General features: G+C 63.1%; 17 protein-coding genes. 14 read left to right on the top strand and 3 right to left on the bottom strand.

Translation table 11 applies throughout. The features are described 5' to 3' along the window. The first annotated feature begins 16 nt into the window (after positions 1 to 16). From ABI796_RS06685 to ABI796_RS06740, 12 genes are read left to right on the top strand one after another with little or no spacing between them, the layout of a single operon-like run. Complete coding sequence (locus tag ABI796_RS06685) at positions 17 to 1,441, top strand: DUF58 domain-containing protein (RefSeq protein WP_303409126.1); 1,425 nt, start codon at positions 17 to 19, stop codon at positions 1,439 to 1,441. Beyond that, positions 1,438 to 3,951 carry a transglutaminase domain-containing protein gene (locus ABI796_RS06690; protein WP_141283667.1) on the top strand — a complete coding sequence of 838 codons (2,514 nt, stop codon included), beginning with the start codon at positions 1,438 to 1,440 and terminating at the stop codon, positions 3,949 to 3,951. Before ABI796_RS06685 ends, ABI796_RS06690 begins: the two co-directional genes overlap by 4 nt. After that, positions 3,941 to 5,566, top strand: a complete 1,626-nt coding sequence (locus tag ABI796_RS06695) for an RDD family protein (protein WP_141283666.1) — start codon at positions 3,941 to 3,943, stop codon at positions 5,564 to 5,566. The genes ABI796_RS06690 and ABI796_RS06695 overlap by 11 nt, the downstream gene beginning before the upstream one ends. After that, on the top strand, positions 5,563 to 6,489 hold the full coding sequence (locus ABI796_RS06700) for a PP2C family serine/threonine-protein phosphatase (RefSeq protein WP_141283665.1): 927 nt from the start codon (positions 5,563 to 5,565) through the stop codon (positions 6,487 to 6,489). The genes ABI796_RS06695 and ABI796_RS06700 overlap by 4 nt, the downstream gene beginning before the upstream one ends. After that, complete coding sequence (locus tag ABI796_RS06705; RefSeq protein WP_141283664.1) at positions 6,476 to 8,518, top strand: FHA domain-containing protein; 2,043 nt, start codon at positions 6,476 to 6,478, stop codon at positions 8,516 to 8,518. Before ABI796_RS06700 ends, ABI796_RS06705 begins: the two co-directional genes overlap by 14 nt. Continuing rightward, positions 8,515 to 10,299 carry a serine/threonine-protein kinase gene (locus ABI796_RS06710; protein WP_141283663.1) on the top strand — a complete coding sequence of 595 codons (1,785 nt, stop codon included), beginning with the start codon at positions 8,515 to 8,517 and terminating at the stop codon, positions 10,297 to 10,299. Before ABI796_RS06705 ends, ABI796_RS06710 begins: the two co-directional genes overlap by 4 nt. A 45-nt stretch (positions 10,300 to 10,344) precedes the next feature. Further along, positions 10,345 to 11,049: a hypothetical protein gene (locus tag ABI796_RS06715; RefSeq protein ID WP_141283662.1), complete on the top strand. Its 705-nt coding sequence runs from the start codon at positions 10,345 to 10,347 to the stop codon at positions 11,047 to 11,049. Then, complete coding sequence (locus ABI796_RS06720; protein WP_141283661.1) at positions 11,046 to 15,500, top strand: FtsK/SpoIIIE domain-containing protein; 4,455 nt, start codon at positions 11,046 to 11,048, stop codon at positions 15,498 to 15,500. Before ABI796_RS06715 ends, ABI796_RS06720 begins: the two co-directional genes overlap by 4 nt. A gap of 35 nt (positions 15,501 to 15,535) precedes the next feature. Then, positions 15,536 to 16,198 (top strand): hypothetical protein, encoded by a 663-nt coding sequence (locus tag ABI796_RS06725; RefSeq protein ID WP_141283660.1) that lies wholly within the window; start codon positions 15,536 to 15,538, stop codon positions 16,196 to 16,198. 39 nt (positions 16,199 to 16,237) lie between these two features. Further along, entirely contained in the window at positions 16,238 to 18,508 is a 2,271-nt protein-coding gene (ligA, locus tag ABI796_RS06730) for an NAD-dependent DNA ligase LigA (RefSeq protein WP_141283659.1), read from the top strand. Then, positions 18,505 to 19,329, top strand: a complete 825-nt coding sequence (locus tag ABI796_RS06735) for an inositol monophosphatase family protein (protein WP_141283658.1) — start codon at positions 18,505 to 18,507, stop codon at positions 19,327 to 19,329. Before ligA ends, ABI796_RS06735 begins: the two co-directional genes overlap by 4 nt. Positions 19,330 to 19,371: 42 nt before the next feature. After that, positions 19,372 to 20,580 (top strand): AAA family ATPase, encoded by a 1,209-nt coding sequence (locus ABI796_RS06740; protein ID WP_141283657.1) that lies wholly within the window; start codon positions 19,372 to 19,374, stop codon positions 20,578 to 20,580. A 45-nt stretch (positions 20,581 to 20,625) separates the two neighbouring features. On the opposite strand, the gene ABI796_RS06745 is transcribed toward ABI796_RS06740, so the two are convergent. After that, positions 20,626 to 21,993 carry an LLM class flavin-dependent oxidoreductase gene (locus ABI796_RS06745; RefSeq protein ID WP_141283656.1) on the bottom strand — a complete coding sequence of 456 codons (1,368 nt, stop codon included), beginning with the start codon at positions 21,991 to 21,993 and terminating at the stop codon, positions 20,626 to 20,628. Positions 21,994 to 22,291: 298 nt separating this feature from the next. On the opposite strand from ABI796_RS06745, the gene ABI796_RS06750 reads away from it, so the two are divergent. Both ABI796_RS06750 and ABI796_RS06755 read left to right on the top strand, forming a co-directional pair. Continuing rightward, on the top strand, positions 22,292 to 22,804 hold the full coding sequence (locus tag ABI796_RS06750; protein ID WP_141283655.1) for a GNAT family N-acetyltransferase: 513 nt from the start codon (positions 22,292 to 22,294) through the stop codon (positions 22,802 to 22,804). Between the two features lie 57 nt (positions 22,805 to 22,861). Further along, complete coding sequence (locus ABI796_RS06755; protein WP_141283654.1) at positions 22,862 to 23,242, top strand: RidA family protein; 381 nt, start codon at positions 22,862 to 22,864, stop codon at positions 23,240 to 23,242. A gap of 76 nt (positions 23,243 to 23,318) precedes the next feature. Here the strand turns inward: ABI796_RS06755 and ABI796_RS06760 are convergent, their stop codons facing one another. Together ABI796_RS06760 and ABI796_RS06765 are read right to left on the bottom strand one after the other, a co-directional pair. Further along, complete coding sequence (locus ABI796_RS06760) at positions 23,319 to 23,978, bottom strand: response regulator (protein WP_141283653.1); 660 nt, start codon at positions 23,976 to 23,978, stop codon at positions 23,319 to 23,321. Next, positions 23,971 to 25,671, bottom strand: a complete 1,701-nt coding sequence (locus tag ABI796_RS06765) for an ATP-binding protein (RefSeq protein WP_141283652.1) — start codon at positions 25,669 to 25,671, stop codon at positions 23,971 to 23,973. Before ABI796_RS06765 ends, ABI796_RS06760 begins: the two co-directional genes overlap by 8 nt. Positions 25,672 to 25,704: the final 33 nt, after the last annotated feature.

Genomic DNA, 25,704 nt, shown 5'->3' on the forward strand with positions numbered 1-25,704 from the left:
GAACAAAGGTCCCCATATGTCCTCCAGCACACCCCTGAACAGGGCTGCTGACTCGCTCAAGCGCGCGAAGTCCGCTCTTGGCGGCAAAATACGGTCCCTGCGTGGCTCCGCGAATGACCCGCGCGGTTCCGGGAACGATTCAGGGCGCCGTCCCGGCCAGGCACGCAAAGTGGGGAAGCCCGGCAAGCTCCACCCCGCCGCGGTATGGGCCGAAGCTGCAGGTACGGCGGGTGATTTCCTCTCCCCGGCGTGGACCAAGGTCCGGGACGTGTGGCTGAGGTATGTCTGGCCGGTCCTCGCTGTGGTGAGCCTGTTGGGCTGGGTTGTGTTGGCTGCGGCAATCGGGCTCTGGTGGGCAGGGCAGGCGTGGGGCTGGCAGGAAGCCAAGTCCGCTGCGATGGTGGCGTTCCTGCTGTTCCTCCTGGCCATCGGCTTCATTGTGGGACGCTCGGCGTATGGTGTGGTCCTGGACCTTGCCCGTACACGCGTGGCAGTAGGAGATGACGCAGTGGGCAGCATTGCTGTGTCCAACGTTTCCACGAGGCCTTTGTTGCCTGCTGCTTTGGAGCTCCCCGTGGGTTCCAATACTGCTGTGTTCCATTTGCCCCGTATGAAGCCGGCGCAGGTTCACGAGGACCTTTTCACCATTCCCACGGCCCGGCGTGCAGTGATTGTGGTGGGTCCGGTCCGCTCTGTGCGCGCCGACCCCCTCCACTTGCTGCGTCGTCGCGTCATGTGGACCGATCCGGTGGATCTGTTCGTACATCCCCGCACCGTTTCCTTGGGCAGCTCCGCGGCCGGCTTTATCCGTGACCTTGAGGGCATGCCCACCACGGAACTCTCCAGTGCGGATGTGTCCTTCCACGCCTTGCGCGATTACGTCCCCGGCGATGATCGGCGCCATATCCATTGGAAGACCACGGCCCGCACCAATAAGCTCATGGTCCGCCAGTTCGAGGAAACCCGACGCGCGCACCTTGCCATCTCCTTGTCCATCAACACTGATGAGTACGAGTCCGAGGCGGAGTTCGAAATGGCCATCTCGGTGGCTGCCTCCATTGGCCGTCAGGCCATCAGTGAACAGCGGGACCTGGACGTGCTGACCCAGAAGGGGCCGCTCCGCTGCGAAACGGGCCGAAACCTGCTGGACGATATGACCAGGGTTGTGGGGGCACCCATGCGGAAAACCGCCGTCGACCTCGCACGGAACCTGTCAGACGCCGTCCCGAATGCCTCCGTGGTGTTCTTCGTCGTAGGCAGCCACGTGACGGCAACCCAGCTGCGCACCTGCGCTGCCTCCGTTCCTCCCGGCGTGCGGAGCCTGGCAGTGCGGGTCCAACCCGGTGCGGCGCCGTCGAGAGCCAACATCGCGGACCTGACGGTCCTCACGGTGGGCGACCTTGACGATCTCGCCATTGTTCTTCGAAAGGCGGCAGCATGAGCACCGCGCCCAATCTCCGTCCCCGCGTGAAGGAAACCCGGGCAGCCAAGGGTACCCGCGCTGCCCAAGGCTCCAGGTCCGCTTTACGCGCCACGGGCGCATCCATTTTCAGCGAAGGCCGGCCGTTGTGGCATTTTGCTGTGGACTGCGGTGCGCTTCTGGTGCTGCTGTTCCTTGGCGTCCTCGGGTTCACTTTGAGCTTTGGGGGAGACCCCCATTACCTCATCGCAGGTATGGGCGGTGTGCTGCTGGGCTTGGGCATCGCTGTGGTGAATGCGCATTTCCGGCTCGGGTTGCTGATCACCACTGCGGTGGCCTTCGGTGCCTATATGGTCTTCGGATCGGCTTTGGCGGTGCCGGATTCGGCAGTTTTCGGTTTCCTTCCCAGCCTTGACTCCTTGCGCACGTTGCTGCTGGGCATTGTTTTCGCCTGGAAGGACATGCTGACTGTAGGCGTGCCGGTGGGGACCGCCAACGGCATGCTCATTGTGCCATTCCTGAGTTCCCTGGTCACCGCGCTGGCCGCCGGTCTGCTCACATGGCGTCTGAAGAGCCCTTATTGGCCGTTGTTTCCGGTGCTTGTTCTCTTTGTTACCGGCATTGCTTTCAGTACCAGTGCGGGCTTCCTTAACGTGGAGCGCGGCGTCTCCTTGACCATTGTCTCCATTGTGTGGGCTACGTTCCGCCGTGACGTTCTGCGCCGAAACAGCACCAAAGCGGTATCGGCCAACAGGCCGGATTCCGACGCCGCCACCGCCCGCCGCGGGCAGCTCCGCCGTCTGGGAACAGCCGCAGCCGTGATTGCTGTGGCGGTGGGCGTCACCGCAATCGCCTCACCCTTGGTCACGGCCAGCGATGACCGCAAGGTTCTGCGCAACACGATTGTTCCGCCTTTCGATCCGCGGGATTACATCACGCCGCTGGCGAGCTTCCGCAGCTTCGTCAAGGATGAGAAGGACACCACGCTGTTCACCGTTAAGGGGCTGCCCAAAGATGCCCGCGTCCGGCTGGCAGCGCTGGATGCCTTCAACGGCCTGAACTACACCATGGATCCCAACAGTTCCGGCAACTTCAGCAAGGTGGGCGACGCCCGTTCGCTGAACACGCTGGCGGACTCCGGGAGCCCGGTGCAGGGCACCAACTACACGCTGGACATCACCGTGGAGGACTACCAGGGCTACTTTGTCCCGGGAGGCCGGCACACCACGGGAATGAGCTTCGCCGATACTTCCGGTGCGGCTTCAGGGCTGTACTTCAACGCCGGCACGGATACCGCCGTCACCACCAAGGGCCTGGCGAAGGGCGAGAACTACACCGTGCAGGTCTCGGACCCAGGGACGCTGGAGCACGGACAGCTGACGCAATACGACTTCGCCAAGCTCACGCTGCCTGAGGCCCAGGAAGTGCCGCCGATTGTTGCCTCGCAGGCGAACCAGCTTTCGGAGGACGCACCCACCGCCATTGACCGTGTCCGCCAGATTGAGGCGCATTTCCAAAAGAGCGGTGCTTTCAGCAACGGACTGGTGGCCGAGGGCCAGCTCCCCAGCCTCCCCGGTCACAGCGCTGCCCGCGTCCGTAATATGCTCTCCGCCAAGCAGATGTTGGGTGATGACGAACAGTACGCGGTGTCCATGTCCCTCATGCTCCGCCACCTTGGCATCCCGTCCCGCGTGGTGATGGGTTTCTATCCGGACCCCAAGAGCCCCGAGAACGGAGCGGGCGACATCAAGATCACAGGCAAGGACGTCCACGCCTGGGTTGAAGTGGCGTTCGACCGCGTGGGATGGGTTGCCTTCGATCCCACCCCGCCCAAGGACAATGTGCCCATCCCGCCGGACCCGGAGAACAAGTCCAAGCCCAAGCCGCAGGTTCTTCAGCCGCCGCCTCCGCCACAGGAACCAGCGGACCTCCCGCCGGATTCCACACCGGATGCCCTGGACGCTGACGAGAAGAAGAACAACCCCTGGCTTTTCTGGGGTCCGTTGCTCGCGGCCATTGGCATGGCCCTGATTCCCTTGGGGATCCTTGCCTTGCCGCTGTTGCTGATTCTGCTGCTGAAATCACGACGCCGGAAGGCACGTTTCCGTGATGGCCACCCCGCCCAGCGGGTTGGCGCGGGTTGGAATGAGGTGTTGAGCCTGGTGACTGACATGGGTGCCTCGATCGACACCAAGTCCACCAGGCGCGAATCTGCCACGGTCATCGCTGATGCCTTCCCCACCACAGGAACCACCACCACCCTGCTTGCCCACCGGGCCGACGCCGCAGTGTTTGGTGCGGGCCAGCCCAGCGAGGACGAGGTCAAGGAGTACTGGGAGATTGTTGATACCTCGCTGACCGACATCACCGGAAGCGTGGGTTTCTGGAAGCGTCAGCAGGCACGGTTCTCACCGCGTTCGCTGCTGTCCGATGGCCGCGCGGCCCTGCGTCGCCGGCAGCAGGGCAGCACCGAGCCTGCCAAGCGCCTCTTCACGAAGCCGTTCAGGAAGGACACCAGCGATGAGCAGTGACACGGAACTTTGCCCGGCCTGCCGGCACGGGGTCCGCCCGGGCGCCACGTTCTGCACCCAATGCGGCTCACCCCTGAATAACCGTGGAGCCCGCAAAGAAGGCAACATCAACCATGCCCGGAAGGAGGCGTTGGAGTTCGCCAACCGGCATGGCTCCGCCGATCCCGGTAGTATCTCGGTAGTGTCGGCGCCGGCGTCGCCGATGCAGCACGGAACAAAGACCATGCCGGATCGTATGCCTGGGCCAGGGGGAGGGACCACCATGACCACCAAGCTCGAATTGGCGCCCGCTTCTGCGGGGAAGCGCCTGGGCGCAGCTGTGTTGGACTGGCTGGGGCCCTTTGCTGTGCTTGCCACTACTTTTGCCATTGGTATTGCCGGGATCACGCAAACGCGCAGGAACGGCTTCATTGTCTATGACACAGGCCTGCTGGTTCTTCTGGGAAGCATCGGCCTGGGCGTGACCGTGGTGTACACCTTTGTCCTTCTCGGTCTTGAGGCAAAGTCCGGAAACACCATAGGCAACCAGCTCATGGGCATTCGAAGCGCCGACTCTGATGGCTATGCGCCGGGTGCCGGCGTCGTTTTTGTCCGCGGGATCCTCACAGGGGGTCTGTTGCTGCTGGGATCCATTGTTGCCGTTATTTTCTCGGCGCTCGGACTGATCGGGCTACTCCTGTGGATTGCTCTTCCGCTGATGTTCCTCGGAGTTGTGTGGGCTGTGCTTGTGGTTGTCTCCAGCGCCTGGGACAAGAACGGCAAGCTGCGGGGCTGGCAGGATAAAGCGGCGAAGTCGTTGGTGTTTGATGTCAACGCAGGGCGCAACCCGGTGACAACCGGCGGCATCCAGGGTCCTTACAGTTTTGCTCCCATGGACCTGCCGCCCGTTCAACCCGTGGCTTCCCCGGTACCGTCGAGCCAAGCGCCCGGCGTCCCGCACGAGTCGAAGGTACAGGTTCCCGGACAGACCACCGCGGCGCATGCCTCGCCCGCGCCGGCCGTTCAGCCTTCCCATGATCCCAACCAATGGCGGCCGCCGTCGGCGCCTTTCGCACCGACCTCGGCACAGGCACCGTCCGGCTCACCTTCACCGGCACCGGCCCCGGCACCATCACCCGCACCGCCCAGCACGGTCATACCGCAGGCCCCGGTGGCGCACGCTCAAGCACCGGCAGCTTCTCCACAACCAGTGACCATCGCACCCCAGGACACTCTTGCGGCTACCGCCCATCCGGACGACGACGTGGAACGCACCCAGATGCGCCCCGGCGTTGCCCGTGCCCAGGCAGTCCTGCGCATCCGGATTGACGATGGCCAGGACGTCCAGTTGGGTGGCTCGGTACTTCTGGGACGTAACCCGGCGCCGCAGCCGGGGGAGTTCGTGGAGCAATTGCTTCCCGTAGCTGATCCCGGCCGGTCCATCTCCAAGACGCATTTGCATCTGCGCGTCGATGGCGATGGCGTGTGGGTCACAGACCGCAATTCCACCAACGGCAGCGCTGTCACCACCCCGGACGGCTTGCAGACCAGACTCAATCCGGGCGAAGCAAGCTTTGTCCGTCCCGGTTCCACCGTTCACTTCGGGGACCGCTCATTTCACCTAGGACAAGCATGAACTCACAGCCTGCCACGCCCGCCGACGCCGAAGCGGGACCCGCTGCGGGGGGATCGGCTTTTCGACTCAGCTACGGGTACGGGACGGACCGCGGGTTGCGGCGCGAACTGAACGAAGACTCGTTCATCGCCTCAGACCCGGTTTTCGCTGTTGCTGACGGCATGGGCGGGCACGAGGCAGGGGAGATCGCAAGCGGCATGTGCGTACGGGCCCTGGGTAGTGCCCCTGAACTGGCCACAGGCGTCCGCACGGCAACAGCGGCAGATCTTCAGTCGTGCCTGTTGAAGGCCGATGCCGCTATCCGCGATGCCACGGGCGCCCGCGCAGGGACCACGCTCTCCGGAGTTGTTGTGGTGGAACAAATGGGCTTGCCGTACTGGCTGGTCATGAATATCGGCGATTCCAGGACGTACCGTCTTAGCCAAGGCGAGTTCGCGCAGGTCAGCGTGGATCATTCCGAGGTGCAGGAACTGGTGGATTCCGGGGATATCACCGCCGAGCAGGCAACGGTCCACCCCCGCCGCCACGTGGTGACCCGTGCCCTGGGTACCGGAGATGAGACCGAGGCCGATTTCTGGCTGCTTCCCATCCAGGAAGGCGACCGGATCATGATCTGCTCGGATGGTCTCAACGGTGAACTGGGCGATGACCACATGTTCCGCATCCTGAGCACGGTTGCCCATCCGCAGGATGCCGTGGATGCACTGATTCAGGCTGCTTTGCGGAGCGGCGGCAGGGACAACGTCACGGTCATTGTGGTGGACGCCAAGAACGTATTGAACGACGCCGGCATCGCCATCACTGCGCCGCGACCCGAGGCTGCTTCCGAGGTTGAGGAAGACACCCTTCCCCGTGCCTGGGTGAACGGCACCGACGAGGTTTCCGGGGCTGATCGGGAGGAAGGCGCCGATGGCAAGCAGTAACCGCCTTTCGCTGACCCGCTACCAGCAGGGTGAGTGGTTCGGTGTTGTGCGGAACGGAACCGTGGTGCTTCTTGGCCCCGACACTCCGCACGCATTGATCGATACCGTTTGGGAGCTGTTGGCATCGGCACCTGAGGCGCACGAAGTTCTCCACGAGGTGACCGAGGCTTTTGGTGTTTCCCTCAGCCGTATTCCACCGTTTGGGATTATTGATTCCAAAGACGCTCTTCGAGTGTTCCTGCGCGGAGATCTTGAACTGGTGGTGCAGTTGGCCGGGGGGACGCATTCGGGCGGCGGCGAGGAACGCCTCACGGGCCGGGACGTGACCACATGGACCGAACGCCGGCTCGCGGATGCCACAGGCTACAGCGTAAGGATCGGACACGGTACGGCCGTTTCCGCGGCGATTCCGACGGCGGGTGGGAGCCTGCCGCTGAAGAGCTCACCGTTGAACGACTCGTTAAATAGTCTCCCCTTGGGAGAGGGCGTGGTCCTGCTTTCATCGATCGACGCTTCGGCCGGAACATCCGGCCGCTCTGAGATCGAGGCGGAGCCCCGGTCCGCCACCGTATCTGACGAGACCATGATCGGCTACACGGAGACGGACCTCGGTCTGACCATCGCGCCCGGCCACATGATCAGCTCCATAGGTTCTTCCACCACCGCGGACGATGCTGGTGCCCAAGGGCCCGGGACCCCCGAAGTACATGCCATGGCCCACCCAGATGCTCCTGAGGAAGCGGAGATGCTGGATGAAGCGAAGCTGCCGCCGGCGGCAGCTCCAGTGGATTCTGTAGCCGAAAAGGCTGCCGATGAAGGGGAACCGGCTGAAGGGGAACCGGTTGCTGACGAGAAACCGGCGGAGTCTGAATACCCCAAAGCATCCGACGAACCCGCAGCTTTCTCCGAATCAGCAGAGTCTGAAGAGCCGGCCGCGGAGCAGCAATCGGCCCCTGCGACGGAGCCGGACTCGTTGGGCGTTCCGGTCCACACGAGCACCACTGATCCTTTGCTTCCCTCGCTGGAAAACACCACCAATTACGATCATTTGTGGGACAAAACGGTGATGCGGAACATTGAGGATGCCGCTGTCCGCACTGATGACGGCTCTGACGACCACGACGCACCTGCTTCGGTGGCCCAGGAAGCCCAAACACCTCAAGCCCAAACACCTCAAGCCCAAACACCCCCGACACCCCCGACCCCACCGGCGCCGCCGGGCCATGAAGGAAACGTTCCCGCAGCAGCGCCTTCCACGGGGTTGATTGACGCTGTTCCCCTGATCGACTCTGTTCCGTGGATGCGCAGCGGTTCGTCCAGTCCCGGTTCGTCCACTTCAGGTTCGTCCACTTCCGGTTCAGGCCATGACCAGCAGCTTGCCCAGCCAGGTCCTGCTGGAGCGCCGGCACCCCAAGTACCGGCAGCCTGGAAACCGGCTCCAGTGAACACTCCCGTGGACGAGGACTCTGATCATGACGGCCAGACCATCATGAAGAGCAGTCTTCCCACGGCACAGGACCAAGGTGCCAAAGCGACTGCTTCCGGTGGTGTCGAAACCTCACCTGTTCAAGGACCGAGCGTTCTGGCGCGTATGTGCTCCCAAGGGCACGCCAACCCGCCCACTTATCCGCAGTGTTCAGTGTGCGGGGTACCCGTTACAGGTGACGCCGTCCATGTGGCTCGTCCACGCCTGGGCCGAATGCGGCTTTCCACAGGTGAGTTGATTGACCTGGACCAGTCGCTGATCATTGGCCGGCAGCCTTCGGTTTCCCGGGTCCAAGGCGGAACCATGCCGCGTTTGGTCCAGGTGGACAGCCCTGGCGGGGACATTTCCCGCTCCCATGTGGAAGTCCGGCTGGAGGGGTGGCACGTCATGCTGTGCGATCTGAAGGCCACCAACGGCACCGTGCTCATTCGGGAGGGCCAAGCACCACGCCGGCTTGCCCAAAACGAGATGGCTATCCTGCTGGACGGCGATATCGCCGAGCTGGGTGACAACATTTCATTGCGTTTCGAGGAGATTCTTTGAGTTCCAAGAGGCCCCCCGCGCCGCCTCCACCCATCCCTGGGTTCAAGTACATCAGCCTGCTCGGTTCCGGTGGTTTCTCGGATGTTTACCTTTATGAGCAGGACCGCCCGCGCCGAAAAGTAGCGGTCAAGGTGCTGTTGTCCGATCTGAAGACCGAAGGGGCTCGCCGCCGTTTCGAGTCCGAAGCGAACCTCATGGCCCAGTTGTCGTCGCATCCTTACATCGTGACGATCTTCGAAGCCGAGATCACCGAAAACGGCCACTCGTACCTGGCCATGGAGTACTGCTCCAGGCCAAGCTTGGACGTCCGTTACCGTCGCCAGCGGTTCAGCGTGGACGAGGTCCTGGCGGTCGGCATTCAGGTGGCTTCCGCCGTCGAAACCGCCCACCGGGCCGGTATTGTGCACCGGGACATCAAGCCCGCCAATATCCTGGTTACCGACTACAACCGGCCAGCCCTGACGGACTTCGGTATTTCCGGCACCATAGGCGCTGACACCGAGGATGATGCCGGAATGTCCATCCCGTGGTCTCCGCCGGAGCAGTTCCGCGGTGGCGCCGTGGACGGTGTTCCCGTGGATATCTGGGCCCTGGGCGCAACGCTGTACACGCTTCTGGCTGGTCGCTCACCGTTTGTCCTTCCGGGACAGGACAACTCGCAGCGGGAGCTGATCTCCCGCATCACCAACTCGCCGCTGCCCAGGCTTGGCCGTGCAGATGTTCCTGAGTCTTTGGAATTGGTCCTGGCCACGTCCATGGCGAAATCGCCGGAATCCCGCTATTCGTCGGCCCACGCCTTCGCGTTGGCGTTGCAGAGGATCCAGGCCGAACTGAACCTGTCCGTCACGCCCTTCGAGGTGCTCGAAGAACCCGGGCACGGTGACGATCAGCATCCGGACGACAACTTCGAGGAAACCCGGGTCCGGAGCATCGCCTCGATCGATCCCGACGCTTCTGGAACAGCCACTACGGGCTCGGCACCCACGTTCCCGGCGCGTACATTTCCTTCCACGGTCCCGGGCGGTACTCAACCTCCAGCCCAGCGGCCGTCACAGCAACCCACTGAGCTGCCAGCTCAGCCCGGTAAACCTCCGCAGCCGGTCCAGTCGCAGGCCGGGCCCGCCGCCCCGCCTCAGTTCCATGCCCCGGCAGGTCCTGCCTACACGGCTCCTGGAGCATACACGGCGTCTGGACCATACACGGTTCCTGGCGAGCCTGACACGGCGGAGTCAACGGTCCTTCGCGGCTGGCAGCCCTCGCAGCCACAGGACGATCTAGGGGCAACAGTCAGCCGATCTGCCACAGGCACCTCAGCCGTGGCTCAGGATGACGTTCCGCCGGCGGATCACAGCAAGCGAAATCTGTGGCTTTCAGTATCGGGCGCGGCCGTACTTGTTGTGGCAATCGTGATTGGTGTGGTGTTGGGCGCCCAAGCACAACCCAAGGTGGCGCCGACGGAGACTTCCAGCAAACCGCCAGCCGACGCTCTGAGCGACGGCAGCGTTCCGGAAGTGGAAGGCCTCTTCGCGGAGCGTCACCCAGGAGACCCCGATCTTGTTGATTTCCATTGGAAGAACCCGCAGCCGCAGCCGGGCGATACCTACAAGTACCGGTATAAGTCAGCGAAACTGGACGGCGAGTACAAAAACACCATTGACGGTGAAACGACCACTACCGTGTGGGGCTTGGAATTGCCCGTTTGCGTGCAGGTCATCATTGTGCGCGCCGACGGCTCCGCGTCGCCCGGCGGGCCGGATTCCATCGCCTGCTTGGAAAAATAGCCGGCACATGAGACATACTTACCGCCGACCTAGGAGGCACAGATCATGGGGGATCTAGCAATAGATTTCTGTGGTGAATGGTACGAACCATCCGACGAGGACATCTTCGATATTGGGCGCGAAGGTGACTTGGAAGTCGATGACAACCCGTACCTCCACCGCCGCTTCCTGCAAATAGCCCGTTACGACGGCATGTGGTGGCTCAGTAACGTGGGCAGCATGCTCTCCGCCACCGTCGCTGATGGTTCCGGCGGGATGCAGGCGTGGCTGGCGCCCGGGGCGAGGATCCCGTTGGTGTTCAGCCATACCAACGTGATTTTCACGGCCGGACCCACCACCTATGAGTTCGCTGTTCATTTGAAGACGCCCTCCTTCCGGCACGAGGCACGTGATGAGGACCAGGCGGGGGACACCACCATAGGCCCGGTGGTCTTCACGGATTCTCAAAAGGCGCTCATTGTGGCCTTGGCCGAGCCCATGCTGCGGCGTGACGGCACCGGCTTCAGCGCCATCCCGTCATCTGCCGAAGCAGCCAAGCGGCTGGGCTGGGCCTTGACCCGTTTCAACCGGAAACTGGATAACGTCTGCGACAAACTGGACCGCGTGGGTGTCGTGGGCCTCCGCGGCGGCGTGGGCAAACTTGCCACCAACCGCCGGGCTCGCCTGGTGGAACACGCCGTAACGTCGCATTTGGTGACCCCGGCGGACCTGCATCTTCTTGAAAAAATGAGTGGAGTCGACGAAGGATGAAGTTCCGCCTGACCTTGCGGCGTGACCCTGCCGAGGCAAAGGACCTCGCCGTAACGGTGGATGGTCGAGCCACCGTGGCTGACATTGCTACGGAGCTGTGGGCAGCTGACCCCGCACGAAAAGGGACCGAACCGCCGTCGAACCTGTCCATCAGCGTGGACGAAGCCTTCGTTGGGGGAGGTTTGTCCGGGCACGTCCTGCGGCCCACGGACAACCTGCTGGAATCCGGGCTCAGGCCAGGGTCCAAAGTCTCCCTCGCCCAAGTCAGCGAGCAGTTCGCGTCCAACGGCCACGCGGCCGGAACCAACAGGGGACCGGCAGCGGCGACCCTGCGCGTGATGTCAGGGCCCGACGTCGGACGCGAATTTTCGCTGCCGTTCGGCACCAGCTACATCGGCCGGGACCGGGACGCCGACATCCGGTTATCGGACCCGCTGACCTCCAAGCGCCACGCCCGCATCACGGTGGGCGAAACCGTGGAGATCGTGGATACGAACTCTGCCAACGGCCTGCTCATGGATGGTCTGCCGGTAACCCGGGCAACCCTTGAGTCCTCCGACACCGTGACATTGGGCGATACTTCCGTGGGCGTGGTGGCTTTGTCCCGAAACCACGGTGGCGGTCCGTCGTCACCGCTGGTGGACTTCAACCGTTCGCCGCGGGTGCTGCCCAGGTTTGAGTCGCCCAAGCGGGTACCCCCGGCCGGTCCCAAGCGCCCGGAACACCAGCCTTTCCCGTACATCATGCTGATTGCGCCGCTCCTGATGGGCGGCGTGCTCTTCGCGTTCACGCAGAACCTGCTGTCCGTGATTTTCATGGCCATGATGCCGTTGTTCATTGTGGGGCACTATGTGGACCACAAGATGCAGAGCAAACGGCAAGCCAAGGAAGGCCACAAGCAGTTCAAAGCCGCCATGCTGGCCTTCCGGGAAGACATTGATAAGCAGCAGAACATTGAGCGCGCTGTCAGGCTCCAGGAAGCGCCATCGGTGAGCGATACCGTTGACGCCATTTACAAACTTGGGCCACTGCTCTGGACCCACAGGCCGGAGCACCAGCACTTCCTGGGGGTTCGCTTTGGCCTCGGCTCGGCGCCGTCGCGCATCCAGTTCGAGGAACCCGGTGCCAACGAAACCGAACCGCAGTACATGCGTGAAATTCAGGAATGCCTCTCCCAGGTCCGCGTCATTGAAGGCGTGCCTGTAGTCTCGCAGCTGCGCACTTCCGGCTCATTCGGCGTGGCCGGTGACCGCAGCGTGGTGGACGATGTTGCCCGCGGCATGGTCCTGCAACTGGTGGGGCTTCATTCCCCGGCCGAAGTTGTCCTCACAGCACTGACATCTGCACGTTCGCGTGAGCGCTGGGACTGGCTGCAATGGCTCCCGCACGTCGGTTCAGGCCACAGCCCCATCTCAGGTGATCATTTGGCTGCCGGTCCCGGTGCCGGTGCCGCCTTGTTGTCCCGGCTCGAAAGCCTCGTGGAAGAGCGTGAATCCATGGCAAAGGAGCCCGGACCGCAGCCGCGGCCCGGACTCAAGAACGAACACGAGGAAATTCCCGGTCCCGTGGTTCCGGCCGTCCTGCTGATCGTTGAGGACGATGCCCCCGTGGACCGCGGGCGGCTGACGCGTTTGGTGGAACGTGGACCCGACTACGGGGTGCACATCATGTGGGTGGCCGCCAATGTGCAGTCCCTTCCGGCGGCGTGCCGTGACTTCCTCTCCGTTGATGGTGACCACGGAACCACCACGGGCCAGGTCCGTTTGGGCCGCCACACCTACCCCGTGAGCTGCGAAAGCCTCGATGCGGAGCTTGCCACCCAGTTGGCCCGGATGATGTCGCCGCTGGTGGACGTTGGAAACCCGCTCGACGACGATTCCGACCTCCCGCGCGCCGTTTCCTACGCCACGTTGATCGGCAAGGAACTGATGGACAACCCCCAGGCTGTGGCGGAACGCTGGCAGGAGAACAACTCCGTCCACGCCACAGCCGTGCCCAACCGGAAGGACAACGGCAGCCTCCGCGCGCTGGTTGGTTCCAAAGGCGTGGAGCCGTTTTACCTCGACCTCAAGAACGAAGGTCCGCACGCGTTGGTGGGCGGAACCACCGGTGCCGGCAAGTCCGAGTTCCTGCAATCCTGGGTGATGGGCATGGCCGCGGCGTACAGCCCGGACCGTGTGAGCTTCCTGTTCGTGGACTACAAGGGCGGTGCCGCCTTTGCCGACTGCCTGCACCTGCCGCACACCGTTGGACTGGTAACGGACTTGTCTCCGCACCTGGTGCGCCGGGCCCTGACCTCACTCCGCGCCGAGCTTCACTACCGTGAGCGTCTCCTGAACCGGAAGAAAGCCAAGGACCTGCTGGCGTTGCAGCGCGAAGCCGATCCTGAGGCGCCTCCCTACCTCATCATCATCGTTGACGAATTCGCGGCGCTCGCCACGGAAGTTCCCGAGTTCGTCGATGGTGTGGTGGATGTCGCTGCCCGTGGCCGGTCCTTGGGACTGCACTTGATTCTGGCCACGCAACGGCCCGCCGGTGTCATCAAGGACAACCTGCGCGCCAACACCAACCTTCGTGTCGCCTTGCGCATGGCCGACGAAGTGGATGCCACGGACATTTTGGGCGTTCCCACTGCGGCGTACTTTGATCCGTCCATTCCGGGCCGTGGTGCTGCGAAGACAGGCCCGGGCCGTATCCAGGGTTTCCAAACCGGCTATGCCGGAGGTTGGACCACCGAAAAGCCTCAGCGTCCCAGGATCGACATCGTAGAGATGGCCTTCGGATCCGGCCCCACGTGGGAACCGCCATTGGTCTCGCAGGTGGAAGAAGAACCCGCCGGTCCCAACGACATTGCAAGGATGACCGGAAACATCATTAGGGCAGCTGACATTCTGTCCATTGAACCTCCCCGGAAGCCTTGGCTGAACGAGCTCGCCACCACCTACGACTTCTCAAAGCTGCCCAATCCGCGGACCGATGAGCGGCTCCTGCTGGGCGTGGCGGACGATCCCGCGCACCAGGACCAGCCCACCGTGTTCTACGAGCCGGACAAGGACGGCAATATGGCCGTTTACGGCACGGGTGGATCCGGTAAGTCGGCGGCCCTGCGCGGCATTGCCATCGCAGCGGCCGTGACTCCGCGTGGCGGTCCCGTGCACGTCTACGGCGTCGACTGTGGTTCCTCAGGACTGAAAATGCTTGACGGCTTGCCTCACGTTGGTGAAATCATCAACGGGGACGACGTCGAGCGTGTTGGCCGGTTGCTTCGCTGGCTCAAGGAAGTGGCGGATGACCGCGCTGCACGGTTTGCCGAGGTCCGGGCCTCCACCATTGTGGAGTACCGCCAGCTCGCCAACAGGCCGGATGAAAAGCGCATCTTCATCCTGGTGGACGGTATGTCCTCCTTCCGTGAATCCTACGAGTACAGCAACTTGTCTGCGTTGTGGGACATCTTCCTGACACTTGCCACTGACGGGCGGCCCCTGGGCATCCATCTGGTTGTCAGCGGTGACCGAACCAACTCCGTTCCTGCCTCGCTCCTTGCGTCCATTCAAAAGCGGCTGGTCCTGCGTTTGAGTTCCGAAGACGACTACATGACCCTTGATGTTCCCAAGGATGTCCTCAACGCCGCATCGCCGCCGGGGCGTGGCCTGCTGGACGGGCTCGAAGTTCAACTCGCCGTACTGGGAGGAAACTCGAACCTTGCCCTCCAAGCCCGTGAAGTGGTCAAGCTCAGCCAGGCGATGCTGCGCCAAGGCCTCGAACAGGCACCCCAAATTCAGCGGCTGCCGGAGCTCGTGGACCTGGACATCCTGCCCACCGGTGCCCCGGACAACCCCGTCATTGGTGTCGACGACGAGACACTGGGTTCGGCGGCCATCGCGGCCAAGGGATCCCTCCTGCTGGCAGGTCCTCCGGGTGCCGGACGCACCGTGGCACTTGTCACCCTGGCCTACGCCTTGCGGCGCTCCAACCCGCGCACTGACCTGATCTACATTGGTTCCCGGCGATCGGCCGTGGCATCGCTGAACATCTGGAGCAGGTCATTGGTGGGACCTGACGAAGTCTCGGACGTGGTGGATGACCTGATCGACAAAGCCGCGGATAACCCCGGCACCATGGCGATCTTCATCGAGGGCCTGACAGAGTTCACGGATACCTTGGCGGAATCCGGGGTAGGACGTCTGGTGACGGCGGCCATCAAGGCTGACCAGTGGGTGGTTGGTGAGTCCGAGACCTCCACCTGGTCCCAGGCATGGTCACTTGCCCAGCCGTTCAAATCCGGACGCCGCGGACTCCTGCTCAACCCCGGGGACGTTGAAGGTGACACCCTCCTCAACACCTCCCTGGGCCGGATCAGCAAGGACTTCATCCCGGGCCGCGGGTACATTGTGGGACGTGGAAAGGTACGCAAGCTCCAAATCGCCATGCCGCCTGAAAACCGAAGCTAGGATGCTCTGAAAAACGTAGCTAGGAGGCTACATACATGCGTCAATCCCTCGTTCCAGCTGCGCTGCTCGCTGTTGGATTGCTGCTGGCACCCGTTACAGCCGCCCACGCCGGGCCTTGCGATGGTCGCTTCTCCTGCGCTCCCACTGAGGGAACCGAGGATCCGACGCCCACGCAGCCCGGGCTGGCTCCGGAGGAGGGCAATAAGCCCTTGCCCAATCCGGAGCCGGGCAGGGACCGGGAAACGCAGCAAGCGCCGGTACCTCCCATCCAAGCGCCTCCTGTGCAGGCACCTGCTCTGCCGGCTCCCGACGTTCAGCCCCAACAGCCGCCAGTCCAGGTTCCACAGCAACCCGCGGTGCCCCAGACGGTCACCGTGGCACCCCAGGTGCCCAATCCGGCGTCGAACTCTGCCAGCCCCACCGCAAGCGAGGGGGAAGCCTCGGCGTCGGCCACTGCGTCCCCAACGGCGTCGGCTTCACCCCCCGTAAGTCACAGCTCAAGTAGCGCAAGTCCTTCCTCCAATTGGAATGTGCCGGTGGACAAGGACAAGGAAACCCAAGCGGCCACCATGACCTCCAGCTCATTCACAGGTCCGAACATGCTGGGTCTTTTCGGGCTTCTGGGCGCTGTTCTGGTGGTGGGTCTGGGAGGGCTGGCCTTTGCGCTGTGGAGCAAGAACAGGCTCTCGTCGCACTAACGGCTCTTTAATGTCGGCGGGTTACGGCAAGATAGTCCTGTGAGCACACCAGAGAATCCGGATCCGGTAGAAACCACACGTCAGGACGCCGTCGGGGCGATTGTTGCTGAGGAGGGGACTCCGCCGTCGGAGACCCTGCGGGACGAGTACGAGCAATTGGCGGACCTTGTCCGTAAGTACCGTTACGCCTACTACCAGGAAGACTCGCCAACGGTCTCCGATGCTGAGTTCGATGAACTCTACCGGCGGCTGGAAGAACTGGAAGCGCTTCACCCGGAGCTTGTTTCCAATGATTCGCCCACCCAGGAAGTCGGCGGCGAAGTTTCGGCTGCTTTTGCTGCGGTGGAGCACCTGCAACGGATGTACAGCCTCGATGACGTCTTCTCCTTGGACGAGCTCGAGGCCTGGGTCCGCAAGGCAGAGGCATCAGTGGCCAAACTTGGTGATTCCGTTCCGCCCATTGCCTGGCTGACCGAACTGAAGATCGATGGCCTTGCCGTCAATCTGCTGTACAGGGACGGGAAACTGGTCCGTGCAGCAACCCGTGGCGACGGCACCACGGGGGAGGACATTACCCACAACGTCCTGACCATCAAGGAGATCCCACGCCAGCTCAGTGGATCGGGATACCCCTCGGAAGTGGAAATCCGTGGCGAGGTATTCATTCCTTCCAAGGCGTTTGTGGAGTTCAATGAATCGCTGGTGGCCGCCGGCAAGGCGCCGCTGGCGAACCCCCGTAACGCTGCCGCTGGTTCGCTCCGGCAAAAGGATCCAGCTGAAACCGCCAAGCGGCCCCTGAGCATGTTCGTCCACGGCATCGGTGCCCGGGAAGGTCTTCAGGCCAAGAGCCAGTCCGAAACGTACAAGCTCCTCGAAGAATGGGGCCTCCCTGTCAGCCCGTATCTGAAGGTGCTGGATACCTTTGACGAGGTCCTGAAATACATTGCCGATTACGGGGAGCGCCGTCATAAGCTCCTGCACGAGATCGATGGCATTGTGGTCAAGATAGACGACTTCGCTACCCAGCGGGCGCTCGGTTACACCTCCAGGGTCCCCAGGTGGGCTGCCGCCTACAAGTACCCGCCGGAAGAAGTTCACACCAAGCTCCTGGACATTGCAGTCAACGTTGGCCGCACGGGTCGCGTAACTCCTTTTGGCCTCATGGAGCCGGTCAAGGTTGCCGGATCCACCGTTGGAATGGCCACCCTGCACAACCAGGACGTGGTCAAGGCCAAGGGCGTCATGATCGGCGACATCGTGATTCTCCGCAAGGCCGGGGACGTCATTCCGGAGATCGTTGGGCCAGTGTTGGCGCTTCGCGAGAAGCAGGATCCGCCGGTGCGCGAGTTTGTGATGCCCACCGAATGCCCGTCCTGTGGGACGCCCCTGGCGCCGTCGAAGGAAGGCGACGTGGACATCCGTTGCCCCAACGCCAAATCCTGCCCCTCTCAGCTTCGGGAGCGGGTGTTCCACCTGGCCGGGCGCGGAGCGTTCGATATTGAAGCGCTTGGGTGGGAGGCGGCAATCGCCCTTACCCAGCCTGCAGAGCCTGAAACGCCGCCGCTCACCAGTGAAGCCGGTCTTTTCAGCCTCACCCGTGAGGACTTGGCGAATGTGCTGATCCGCAGGGAGAAGCGCTCCAAGGGCGTGGGCGCCGGCGAGTACGAGCTTGTGCCGTACTTCTACACCAAGGGAACAGCCAAGTCTCCGTCCAAGCCCACGGCCACCACAGAGAAACTCTTCGTGGAACTGGAGAAAGCCAAGAAGCAGCCACTCTGGCGCGTTCTGGTGGCTCTTTCCATCAGGCACGTGGGCCCAACGGCATCACGAGCCCTCGCTACCGCGTTCGGCAGCATGGACGCCATCCGCAACGCCACCGAAGAGCAGATGGCCCACGTCGACGGCGTTGGCTCCACCATTGCCGTGGCGCTTAAAGAATGGTTCGCTGTGGACTGGCACAACGAGATCGTGGACAGCTGGGCCGCTGCCGGGGTGCGGATGGAGGACGAACGGGACACGTCAATGCCGCGCACCCTCGAAGGGCTCACAGTGGTAGTCACTGGCACTCTGCCCAACTTCAGCCGGGATGAAGCGAAGGAAGCCATCATCATCCGTGGCGGCAAAGCATCAGGATCTGTCTCCAAGAACACCAGCTATCTGGTGGCCGGTGAGAGCGCCGGTACCAAGCTGGACAAGGCCGAACAGTTGGGTGTCCCGGTGCTGGACGAGGACGGCTTCCGCGAGCTCCTGGCCAACGGGCCGGCGCAAACCGGGACGGATGAAGCATCAGTGCAAGAGGCCTCGGAATGACCGACGCCAAGGAACTTCTTGAAGTAGCCAAACGTGCCGCCGCCGCAGGGGCAGCCGTACTCGCGCAGCGCTCTGCCACCGGCACCGGCGGCGACGGCCTGGAAACCAGCAACAAAGGCGAGGCCGGAGATTGGGTCACCGCCTATGACGTTGCGGCAGAGAACGCGGTCCGTGAAGCCATCACTGCCGAGCGGCCTCATGACACCATCACAGGGGAGGAACATGGAACCACACGTCCCGGGCAACCCTCGGGCTACCGCTGGTCCATAGATCCCCTGGACGGGACTACCAACTTCATCCGCAACATCGTTTACTACGCCACCTCCGTTGCGGTAGCCGATTCCGACGGCGTCTGGCAGGCCGGCGTTGTTCATGCACCGGCGTTGGGACGCATCTACTTCGCTTCCCGTGGGCTTGGTGCGTGGATGGAAGCCGGCGGAGAGACCACGCCCCTGACGGGACCGGTCTCAGGACGCACCGGGCTTATCCTGGCCACAGGCTTCAGCTACGACCCCGCCACCCGGGCAAGCCAATCTGAGGGCCTCGCCGGTCTCATGGATGGTTTCGCTGATGTCCGGCGCCTGGGATCGGCCGCGCTGGATCTTTGCCTCGTGGCGGACGGCACCTTTGACGCCTACGGGGAACGGGGCCTCAACGAGCACGACTTCGCTGCAGGGGCCCTGATCGCGGAAGAAGCCGGCTGCTGGGTGCGGCGTCCGCGCTTGGAGAGCCCGCTCGATGGCGGTCCAAGCATGGAGGATCGCTTGGCATCCTGGATGTGCGCCGGAGCCTTGGAATTGTCCGGCAAGTTCCCGCTGTGATCATCAGTCAGCCACTGACTCACAACCGGTGAGCATCCGGCAATGATCAAAGCACTCGCCATCGCCAACTACCGTTCCATCCGGGACCTCGCAATGGAACTGCATGGCTTGGACATCGTGACCGGGGCCAATGGCAGCGGGAAGTCCTCCCTCTACCGGGCACTGAGGCTGTTGGCCGAGTGTGCCGGGGGAGATTCCGGAAACGTGGTGGGCTCCTTGGCCCGGGATGGCGGGCTGGCGTCCACCTTGTGGGCCGGGCCGGAGTCCATCAGCGAGGCAATGCGCCGTGGCGAAGTGCCCGTCCAGGGAACAGTGCGCCGGGAGTCCGTGAACTTGAAACTGGGCTACTCCGGCGATGACTTCGGATACTTGGTGGACCTTGGCATGCCGGTATCCAGCGGTGCCGGTTTTGACCCCGAAACGGGCCGTTCCCGGCCCTCGGCGTTCAGCTTGGATCCGGAGATCAAACGGGAGCAGATCTTTTCCGGCCCGGTGGCACGCCCCGGTTCGTTGTTGGTGGACCGCAGGGGCAGCCTGGCCAAGCTGCGTGGACCGGATGGCGAATGGGCCGAGCTCTCCCGGCGTTTGGACACTTTTCAGAGCCTGCTAACAGAGGTCTCGGACCAGGACCGGGCTCCGGAAGTCCTGCGGGTCCGGGACTCGGTACGGTCATGGCGGTTTTACGATCACTTCCGCACAGATGCCGAGGCTCCCGCCCGGCAAGAACAGATCGGGACCCGCACGCCCGTGCTGCACCATACGGGCAGGGACTTGGCGGCGGCTCTGCAGACACTGCGTGAGGTGGGCTTTGAGCGGCAACTCGATGCCGCCGTCGATCACGCTTTTCCCGGAAGCCGGCTGGAAATTGCCATCAGCGACGGACGGTTCAGTGTGGAGCTGCGTCAACCCGGCATGCTGCGGCCCATGAAAGCTGCTGAGCTCTCGGACGGGACCTTGCGCTTTCTGCTGCTCACCGCTGCGTTGCTGACGCCGCGGCCCCCGGAGCTCATGGTGCTGAATGAACCCGAGACCAGCCTCCACGTTGATCTGATGCCGGCACTGGCCGGACTGATTGTCCAAGCCAGTGCCAACAGCCAGATGATTGTGGTGACCCACTCCGAAGCCCTGCTCAAAGCTCTCCGGGACAGTGGGTCCGCCCATGAGCATGAGCTGTATAAGGACCTCGGTGAGACCCGGATCAAGGGCCTGGGAGCGTTGGAAGGCCCGTCGTGGAGCTGGCCGAAACGCTAAGCAGCCGCTAACGCAGAGCCGCTACGTCAGAAACCACCGCGCACGTCAGAACGCAGAACCGATGGACGTGAGTTCCCTCGGGGCGTTCCCGGCGTAACGGTTCTCCGGGCGCGCCAAACCGTAGTGCCCCCGCAAGGTGGTTGCTGTGTATTCGGTGCGGAACAGTCCACGCTGCTGAAGGATGGGCACCACCTGGTCCACGAAGATTTCCAAACCTGAGGGGAGCACCGGAGGCATGATGTTGAAGCCATCGGCTGCTCCGGCATAAAACCATTCCTGGATGGCGTCGGCAACCTGTTCCGGCGTACCGGAGAAGGTCCGGTGGCCACGTCCGCCACCGAGGCGACCAATCAGCTGCCGGACGGTGAGCTGTTCACGCCTGGCCAGTTCCACAATGAGCGTATAGCGGCTCTTGGCCCCCTCGATTTCATCCTCAGAGGGCAGGTCCGCAGGCAGCTGGCGGTCCAGGGGAAGGTCCTCAGGAGCCAAACGAAGGGTCTTGGCCAGCTGTTCACGGGCGTACTCGGGCTTGATGAGGTGGTCCAGTTCGCGCTCCAGTTTGAGGGCCTCAGCTTCGGTTGAACCGATCACCGGGACGATTCCCGGCAGGATTTTGATGCCTTCCGGGTCCCGGCCCACGGCTGCGGTGCGTGCCTTCAGGTCTGCATAGAACGCCTGGGCATCTTTGAGGGTCTGGTGGGCGGTGAACACGGCTTCGGCATACTGTGCTGCCAGGTTCTTGCCGTTTTCCGATGACCCGGCCTGCACAATCAGCGGATGACCTTGGGGGGAGCGGGGGACGTTCAGTGGGCCGCGGACCCGGAAGTGCTTACCCTCGTGGTCCACCGTGCGGATCTTTGTGTCATCACCCCAGACTCCGTCGGCTTTGTCGGCCAGGATGGCGTCGTCGTCCCAGCTGTCCCAGAGCTTTTGGGCGACCTCAATGAATTCTGCTGCCCGTTCATACCGCACTGCGTGTGCCGGCTGGTCATCTACGCCGAAGTTCCGCGCGGCATCGGGCCCGGCGGTGGTCACAACGTTCCAACCGGCGCGGCCTCCGCTGACCCAGTCAACGGATGCGAAGCGGCGGGCGAGGTTGAAGGGGTCGTTATAGGTGGTGGACGCGGTGGCAATCAGGCCGATCTTCTGCGTTGCTGCGGCGATGGCCGTCAGCAGCACGGTGGGCTCCAGCTTCCCGGCCGGGCGGCGGCCCACTTCACCGAAAAGGACGGGGGAGTCCGCGAAGAAGATGGAGTCCAGTTTTCCCCGTTCGGCTGTGCGGGCCAAGTGCTGGTAGTGCTCCACCTTGGTGGATGCGAGGGGGTCACTCTCCGGTAGGCGCCATGATGCTTCGTGATGTCCGGTGCTCATCAGGAAGGCGTTGAGGTGAAGGTGGCGGGCTGGCGGGGTCATGGTTGCTCCTCTGGTCAGGACGTTTGGCGGCTGCTGTGTGGCAACTCAAGCACGGGCCCAAAGGCCTTTGCCAGCAGCCCGACATGTCTGCGCAACAGCAGGAAACCGGGGTTCACCGCACGCAACGGAACTCAATTCGACGCCACGCGAGGCAACACAAAAGCAGCCCATCGAACCTTGGGCGGCGCAGCGCGCGGCCACCAATCCGGCGTCGTGCGTTCCTTGATTGACTGATAGTTCCATCACGGAAAGGGGCATATAGCGCCTTTGGCGGGTGAAGCCCCACTACCATTGGTAGGTGCTTTCCACGATTACCGTCCGTCCCGCCCTGCCCGAAGACTACGACGCCGTTGCCCGCATTACGCAGGAGTCCTACGTCACCGCGGGGTACTACGGCGACGCCGATCACCCGTACCTGAAGAAGCTTCAGGACGTGGCCGGACGCGCGGAACACGCAAAGATCCTGGTGGCGGAGCGCAACGGCGAGGTCATCGGCTCGGTAACGGCGGCACCGGCAGGTGGCGGTTTTTCCGACATCGGCCTCGAGGACGAGCTGGAACTCCGCACGCTTGTGGTGGATCCGGCAGTCCAGCGTTCGGGGGCAGGCCGTGCGTTGGTGCAGGCCGTCGTCGAACAAGCCAAGTCCATGGATGGGATCAACGCTGTTTCCCTGACCACGGGCGCCACGTGGGAAAGCGCCAACGCCCTCTATGCGCGCACCGGCTTTGACCGTGCACCTCACCGTGACTGGTTTGTTCCCGGCACCGACATAAAGCTGTTCGTTTACCGGCTGGACCTGCCGCAGTCATAAAGTTTCCTTCGTAAACGCCGGTCAACGGACCGTGCGAACCGACAGGAAAGGCGCGGCATGCGCAAGACATTCGGCACGGGCTCGGTCTGGGAGCAGACCCTGGGTTACTCCCGCGCAGTCCAGGTGGATAACACTCTCTTCATTTCGGCCACGGCTGCTTCCGGGGCTGAGGGCATAGTTGGCGATGATTTCTACTCGCAAACCAAGTACATCCTGGAGAAGCTCGGCACTGTTTTGGAGGACGCCGGCTTCTCTTACGAGGATGTTGTCCAGTCCAAGCTGTACCTGACGGACATCAGCAAATGGGAAGAAGCCGGCCGGGCCCACGGTGAGGTGTTCGGCGAGATCCGCCCCACGCTGGCCCTGGTGCACGTGCTGCCGTTCCTCGATCCCGAAATGCTCGTGGAGATTGAACTCGTGGCGCAAAAGTCCGCCTAAACACCCAACCAAGTGTCAGTTCAGGTCGTTTGGCGTTCATAACGGCCTGAACTGCTGCTCAGTCGGGACAGTCGGGTCAGCCGGGGATGCCGTAGCGGTGTTCCGGACGGCCGGTGGTTCCGTAGCGCAGTTGAATCTCGACTGCGCCATCGTCCGCGAGCGAGGACAGGTACCTTTGCGCTGTGGCGCGGGAAACGCCAACCCTCTCAGCGACCTCGGCGGCTGAATACTGCTCGCCGGGAAGCAACGATTCCAGGACTGCAGCTTCCGTGGCTGAACGAGGTTTGGCTGACGGTGTGACGTCGCCTGGAATCAGGGAGCGTTTGGCGCGCTCAATGGTGACTTGGTCAACGGCTGTTTGTTGACCGAGGATGCGGCGATACCGCGCATAGGACCTCAGCTGTTGGGAGAGGGACTCGGCGGTGAAGGGCTTCAACATGTAGCCCAGGGCGCCGCGCCGCAAGGCAACTCTGATGGACTGGGCGTCCGAGGCGGCCGTCAGCATCACCGCGTCCACGTCCAACTGGCCCAGCAGGTCCAAGCCGGAGCCATCGGGCAAATAGACGTCCAACAGCACCAGATCCGGGCGAAGGCTGTGAATGGCCTGTAATGCCTGGGAGACGGAGCCCGCCGGCGCCAAGGCCATGAAACCGGCCACGGAATCCACATAAGCTGCGTGGAGCCTTGCCACGTGGAAGTCATCGTCCACAATCAAAACCCGCAAATCTTCAGCCATTGCTGTCCTCCCGCACCGTCGAGTCGGTTTCCATGCTTGCGTGCTCTGCGGAATCCATGACCCCAGGGATGGTGGCCATGAACACTGCGCCCGGACCGCCCTTGGCTCCGGGCTCCAGGACCCGGACGTCACCGCCGCGTCGCCGCGCAAGCTGCCGCACCAGCGCCAACCCCAAACCTTGGCCAGCCCCCGGGCGTACCGGTTGATCCGACGTCGTAAATCCTTCGGCGAAGACCTCTTCCGGTTCCAGGCTCCCCAAACCGTCCCCTGAATCTCCCACCACAATATGCAAGGTCCCGCCGGTTTGGGTGGCATCGTCCAGCAGTTCAACCTCCACCCAGCGCTCCTCTGAGGAGCCGGCGACGGCGGCGCTCACCGCGTTGTCGATCAGGTTGCCGAGCACTGTGGTCACGTCCTGGGGATCGGCCACGTGACCACGGACCAGTGTTTCGGGCCCGATGCGGAGGGCCACACCACGCTCTGATGCCTCCACGCCTTTGGCACCGATGAACGCCTGAAGGTAGGTGTCCTGGAGCAACTGAGCCTGTTCCAAAGGGAACTTCAAAGGCCCCGTGGCCGAGATCCTGGCCAGGTACTCTTTGGCGGCGTTGTGCTGGCCTATGCTCATGAACCCGGCGATGGTGTGGAGTTGGTTGGCGAACTCGTGGCGTTGGGCACGGAGGGCAGCGGACATGGTCCCCACGGCGTCGAGTTGGCGGGTAAGTTGCTGCAATTCCGTGCGGTCCCGCAACATGACCACCCAGCCCAGGTCCTCTTGCCGGTGCCAGGCTTTGCGCGCGCTGGCCACCAGAACACGGCCGCCGGCCACTATTTCAACGGCTTCGGCATCACGGGCGGCCGGCCGGGTGAGCTGTTTGAGCTGTTCGGGGACGGGCGCTGATGCCCAGTCCTGACCAGTGGCGTCCGGCATGTCCAGGAGTCGCGCGGCGGCGGCGTTGAATACCGAGATGCGCCCGTCCGCGGCGATGCCGATCACGCCATCATCCACTCCTTGGAGCACTGCAACCTGGTCGTGGACCAAGGTGCTGATTTCTTCCGGTTCCAAACCCAGGGTGAGCCGCTGCAGCCTGCGCCGGAGCAGGAAGGAGGCCAGGGCGCCTGCAAGGAGCGCGCCGCCAGCGGTGAGCGCAATGGGCACAATGTCCCGGGCCAGGCTGTTGCTTAGCGACTCAATGGAATAGCCAACGCTGACTTCGCCCACAATGCCTCCTGCGCCCTCCGGCGCGTACACCGGCACCTTTGCCCCCGCTGATGGGCCCAGCGTTCCTGTATTCCGGGTAGTAATTTCCTGCCCGCCCAAGGCAACGGAAGGGTCCGTGCTGACGCGTTCACCGAGTCGGGCGGTTTCCGGATGTGCCAGCCTCAGCCCGGTTTCGTCCGTGATGACCACGAACAAGGCACCGGTCCGGGCCCTGATAGCTTCGGCCGCAGCTTGGAGCTCACCGGCAGCCAGAACGTCCGGTGGAGGTGTTCCTTCTTCTTTGCTGATGGTTTGGACACCGGATCTGATATCAGGATCAGCGGCCACTGTCCTGGCAAGGGTGAGTGCCTGGTTCTCAGCCTCGGTACCGATCCGTTCGTACACCAGCCAGGCGTGGACTGTGCCACTGAGCAGGACCACCAGCAGAACCACCCCCAGCTGGAGGAGGAGGGTTTGGGTGGAGAAACGCATGATCCATTGAATCACTGAGCACAATGCGCAAAA

The organism is Paenarthrobacter aurescens (genome assembly GCF_041549525.1).
GTDB classification, from domain to species: domain Bacteria; phylum Actinomycetota; class Actinomycetes; order Actinomycetales; family Micrococcaceae; genus Arthrobacter; species Arthrobacter aurescens.

Excerpts from the sequence above, each read along its gene's own strand:
- ABI796_RS06685 (WP_303409126.1), top strand. The coding sequence starts at position 17 with ATGTCCTCCAGCACACCCCTGAACAGGGCTGCTGACTCGCTCAAGCGC.
- ABI796_RS06690 (WP_141283667.1), top strand. The coding sequence starts at position 1,438 with ATGAGCACCGCGCCCAATCTCCGTCCCCGCGTGAAGGAAACCCGGGCA.
- ABI796_RS06695 (WP_141283666.1), top strand. The coding sequence starts at position 3,941 with ATGAGCAGTGACACGGAACTTTGCCCGGCCTGCCGGCACGGGGTCCGC.
- ABI796_RS06700 (WP_141283665.1), top strand. The coding sequence starts at position 5,563 with ATGAACTCACAGCCTGCCACGCCCGCCGACGCCGAAGCGGGACCCGCT.
- ABI796_RS06705 (WP_141283664.1), top strand. The coding sequence starts at position 6,476 with ATGGCAAGCAGTAACCGCCTTTCGCTGACCCGCTACCAGCAGGGTGAG.
- ABI796_RS06715 (WP_141283662.1), top strand. The coding sequence starts at position 10,345 with ATGGGGGATCTAGCAATAGATTTCTGTGGTGAATGGTACGAACCATCC.
- ABI796_RS06720 (WP_141283661.1), top strand. The coding sequence starts at position 11,046 with ATGAAGTTCCGCCTGACCTTGCGGCGTGACCCTGCCGAGGCAAAGGAC.
- ABI796_RS06725 (WP_141283660.1), top strand. The coding sequence starts at position 15,536 with ATGCGTCAATCCCTCGTTCCAGCTGCGCTGCTCGCTGTTGGATTGCTG.
- ABI796_RS06735 (WP_141283658.1), top strand. The coding sequence starts at position 18,505 with ATGACCGACGCCAAGGAACTTCTTGAAGTAGCCAAACGTGCCGCCGCC.
- ABI796_RS06740 (WP_141283657.1), top strand. The coding sequence starts at position 19,372 with ATGATCAAAGCACTCGCCATCGCCAACTACCGTTCCATCCGGGACCTC.
- ABI796_RS06745 (WP_141283656.1), bottom strand. The coding sequence starts at position 21,993 with ATGACCCCGCCAGCCCGCCACCTTCACCTCAACGCCTTCCTGATGAGC.
- ABI796_RS06755 (WP_141283654.1), top strand. The coding sequence starts at position 22,862 with ATGCGCAAGACATTCGGCACGGGCTCGGTCTGGGAGCAGACCCTGGGT.
- ABI796_RS06760 (WP_141283653.1), bottom strand. The coding sequence starts at position 23,978 with ATGGCTGAAGATTTGCGGGTTTTGATTGTGGACGATGACTTCCACGTG.
- ABI796_RS06765 (WP_141283652.1), bottom strand. The coding sequence starts at position 25,671 with ATGCGTTTCTCCACCCAAACCCTCCTCCTCCAGCTGGGGGTGGTTCTG.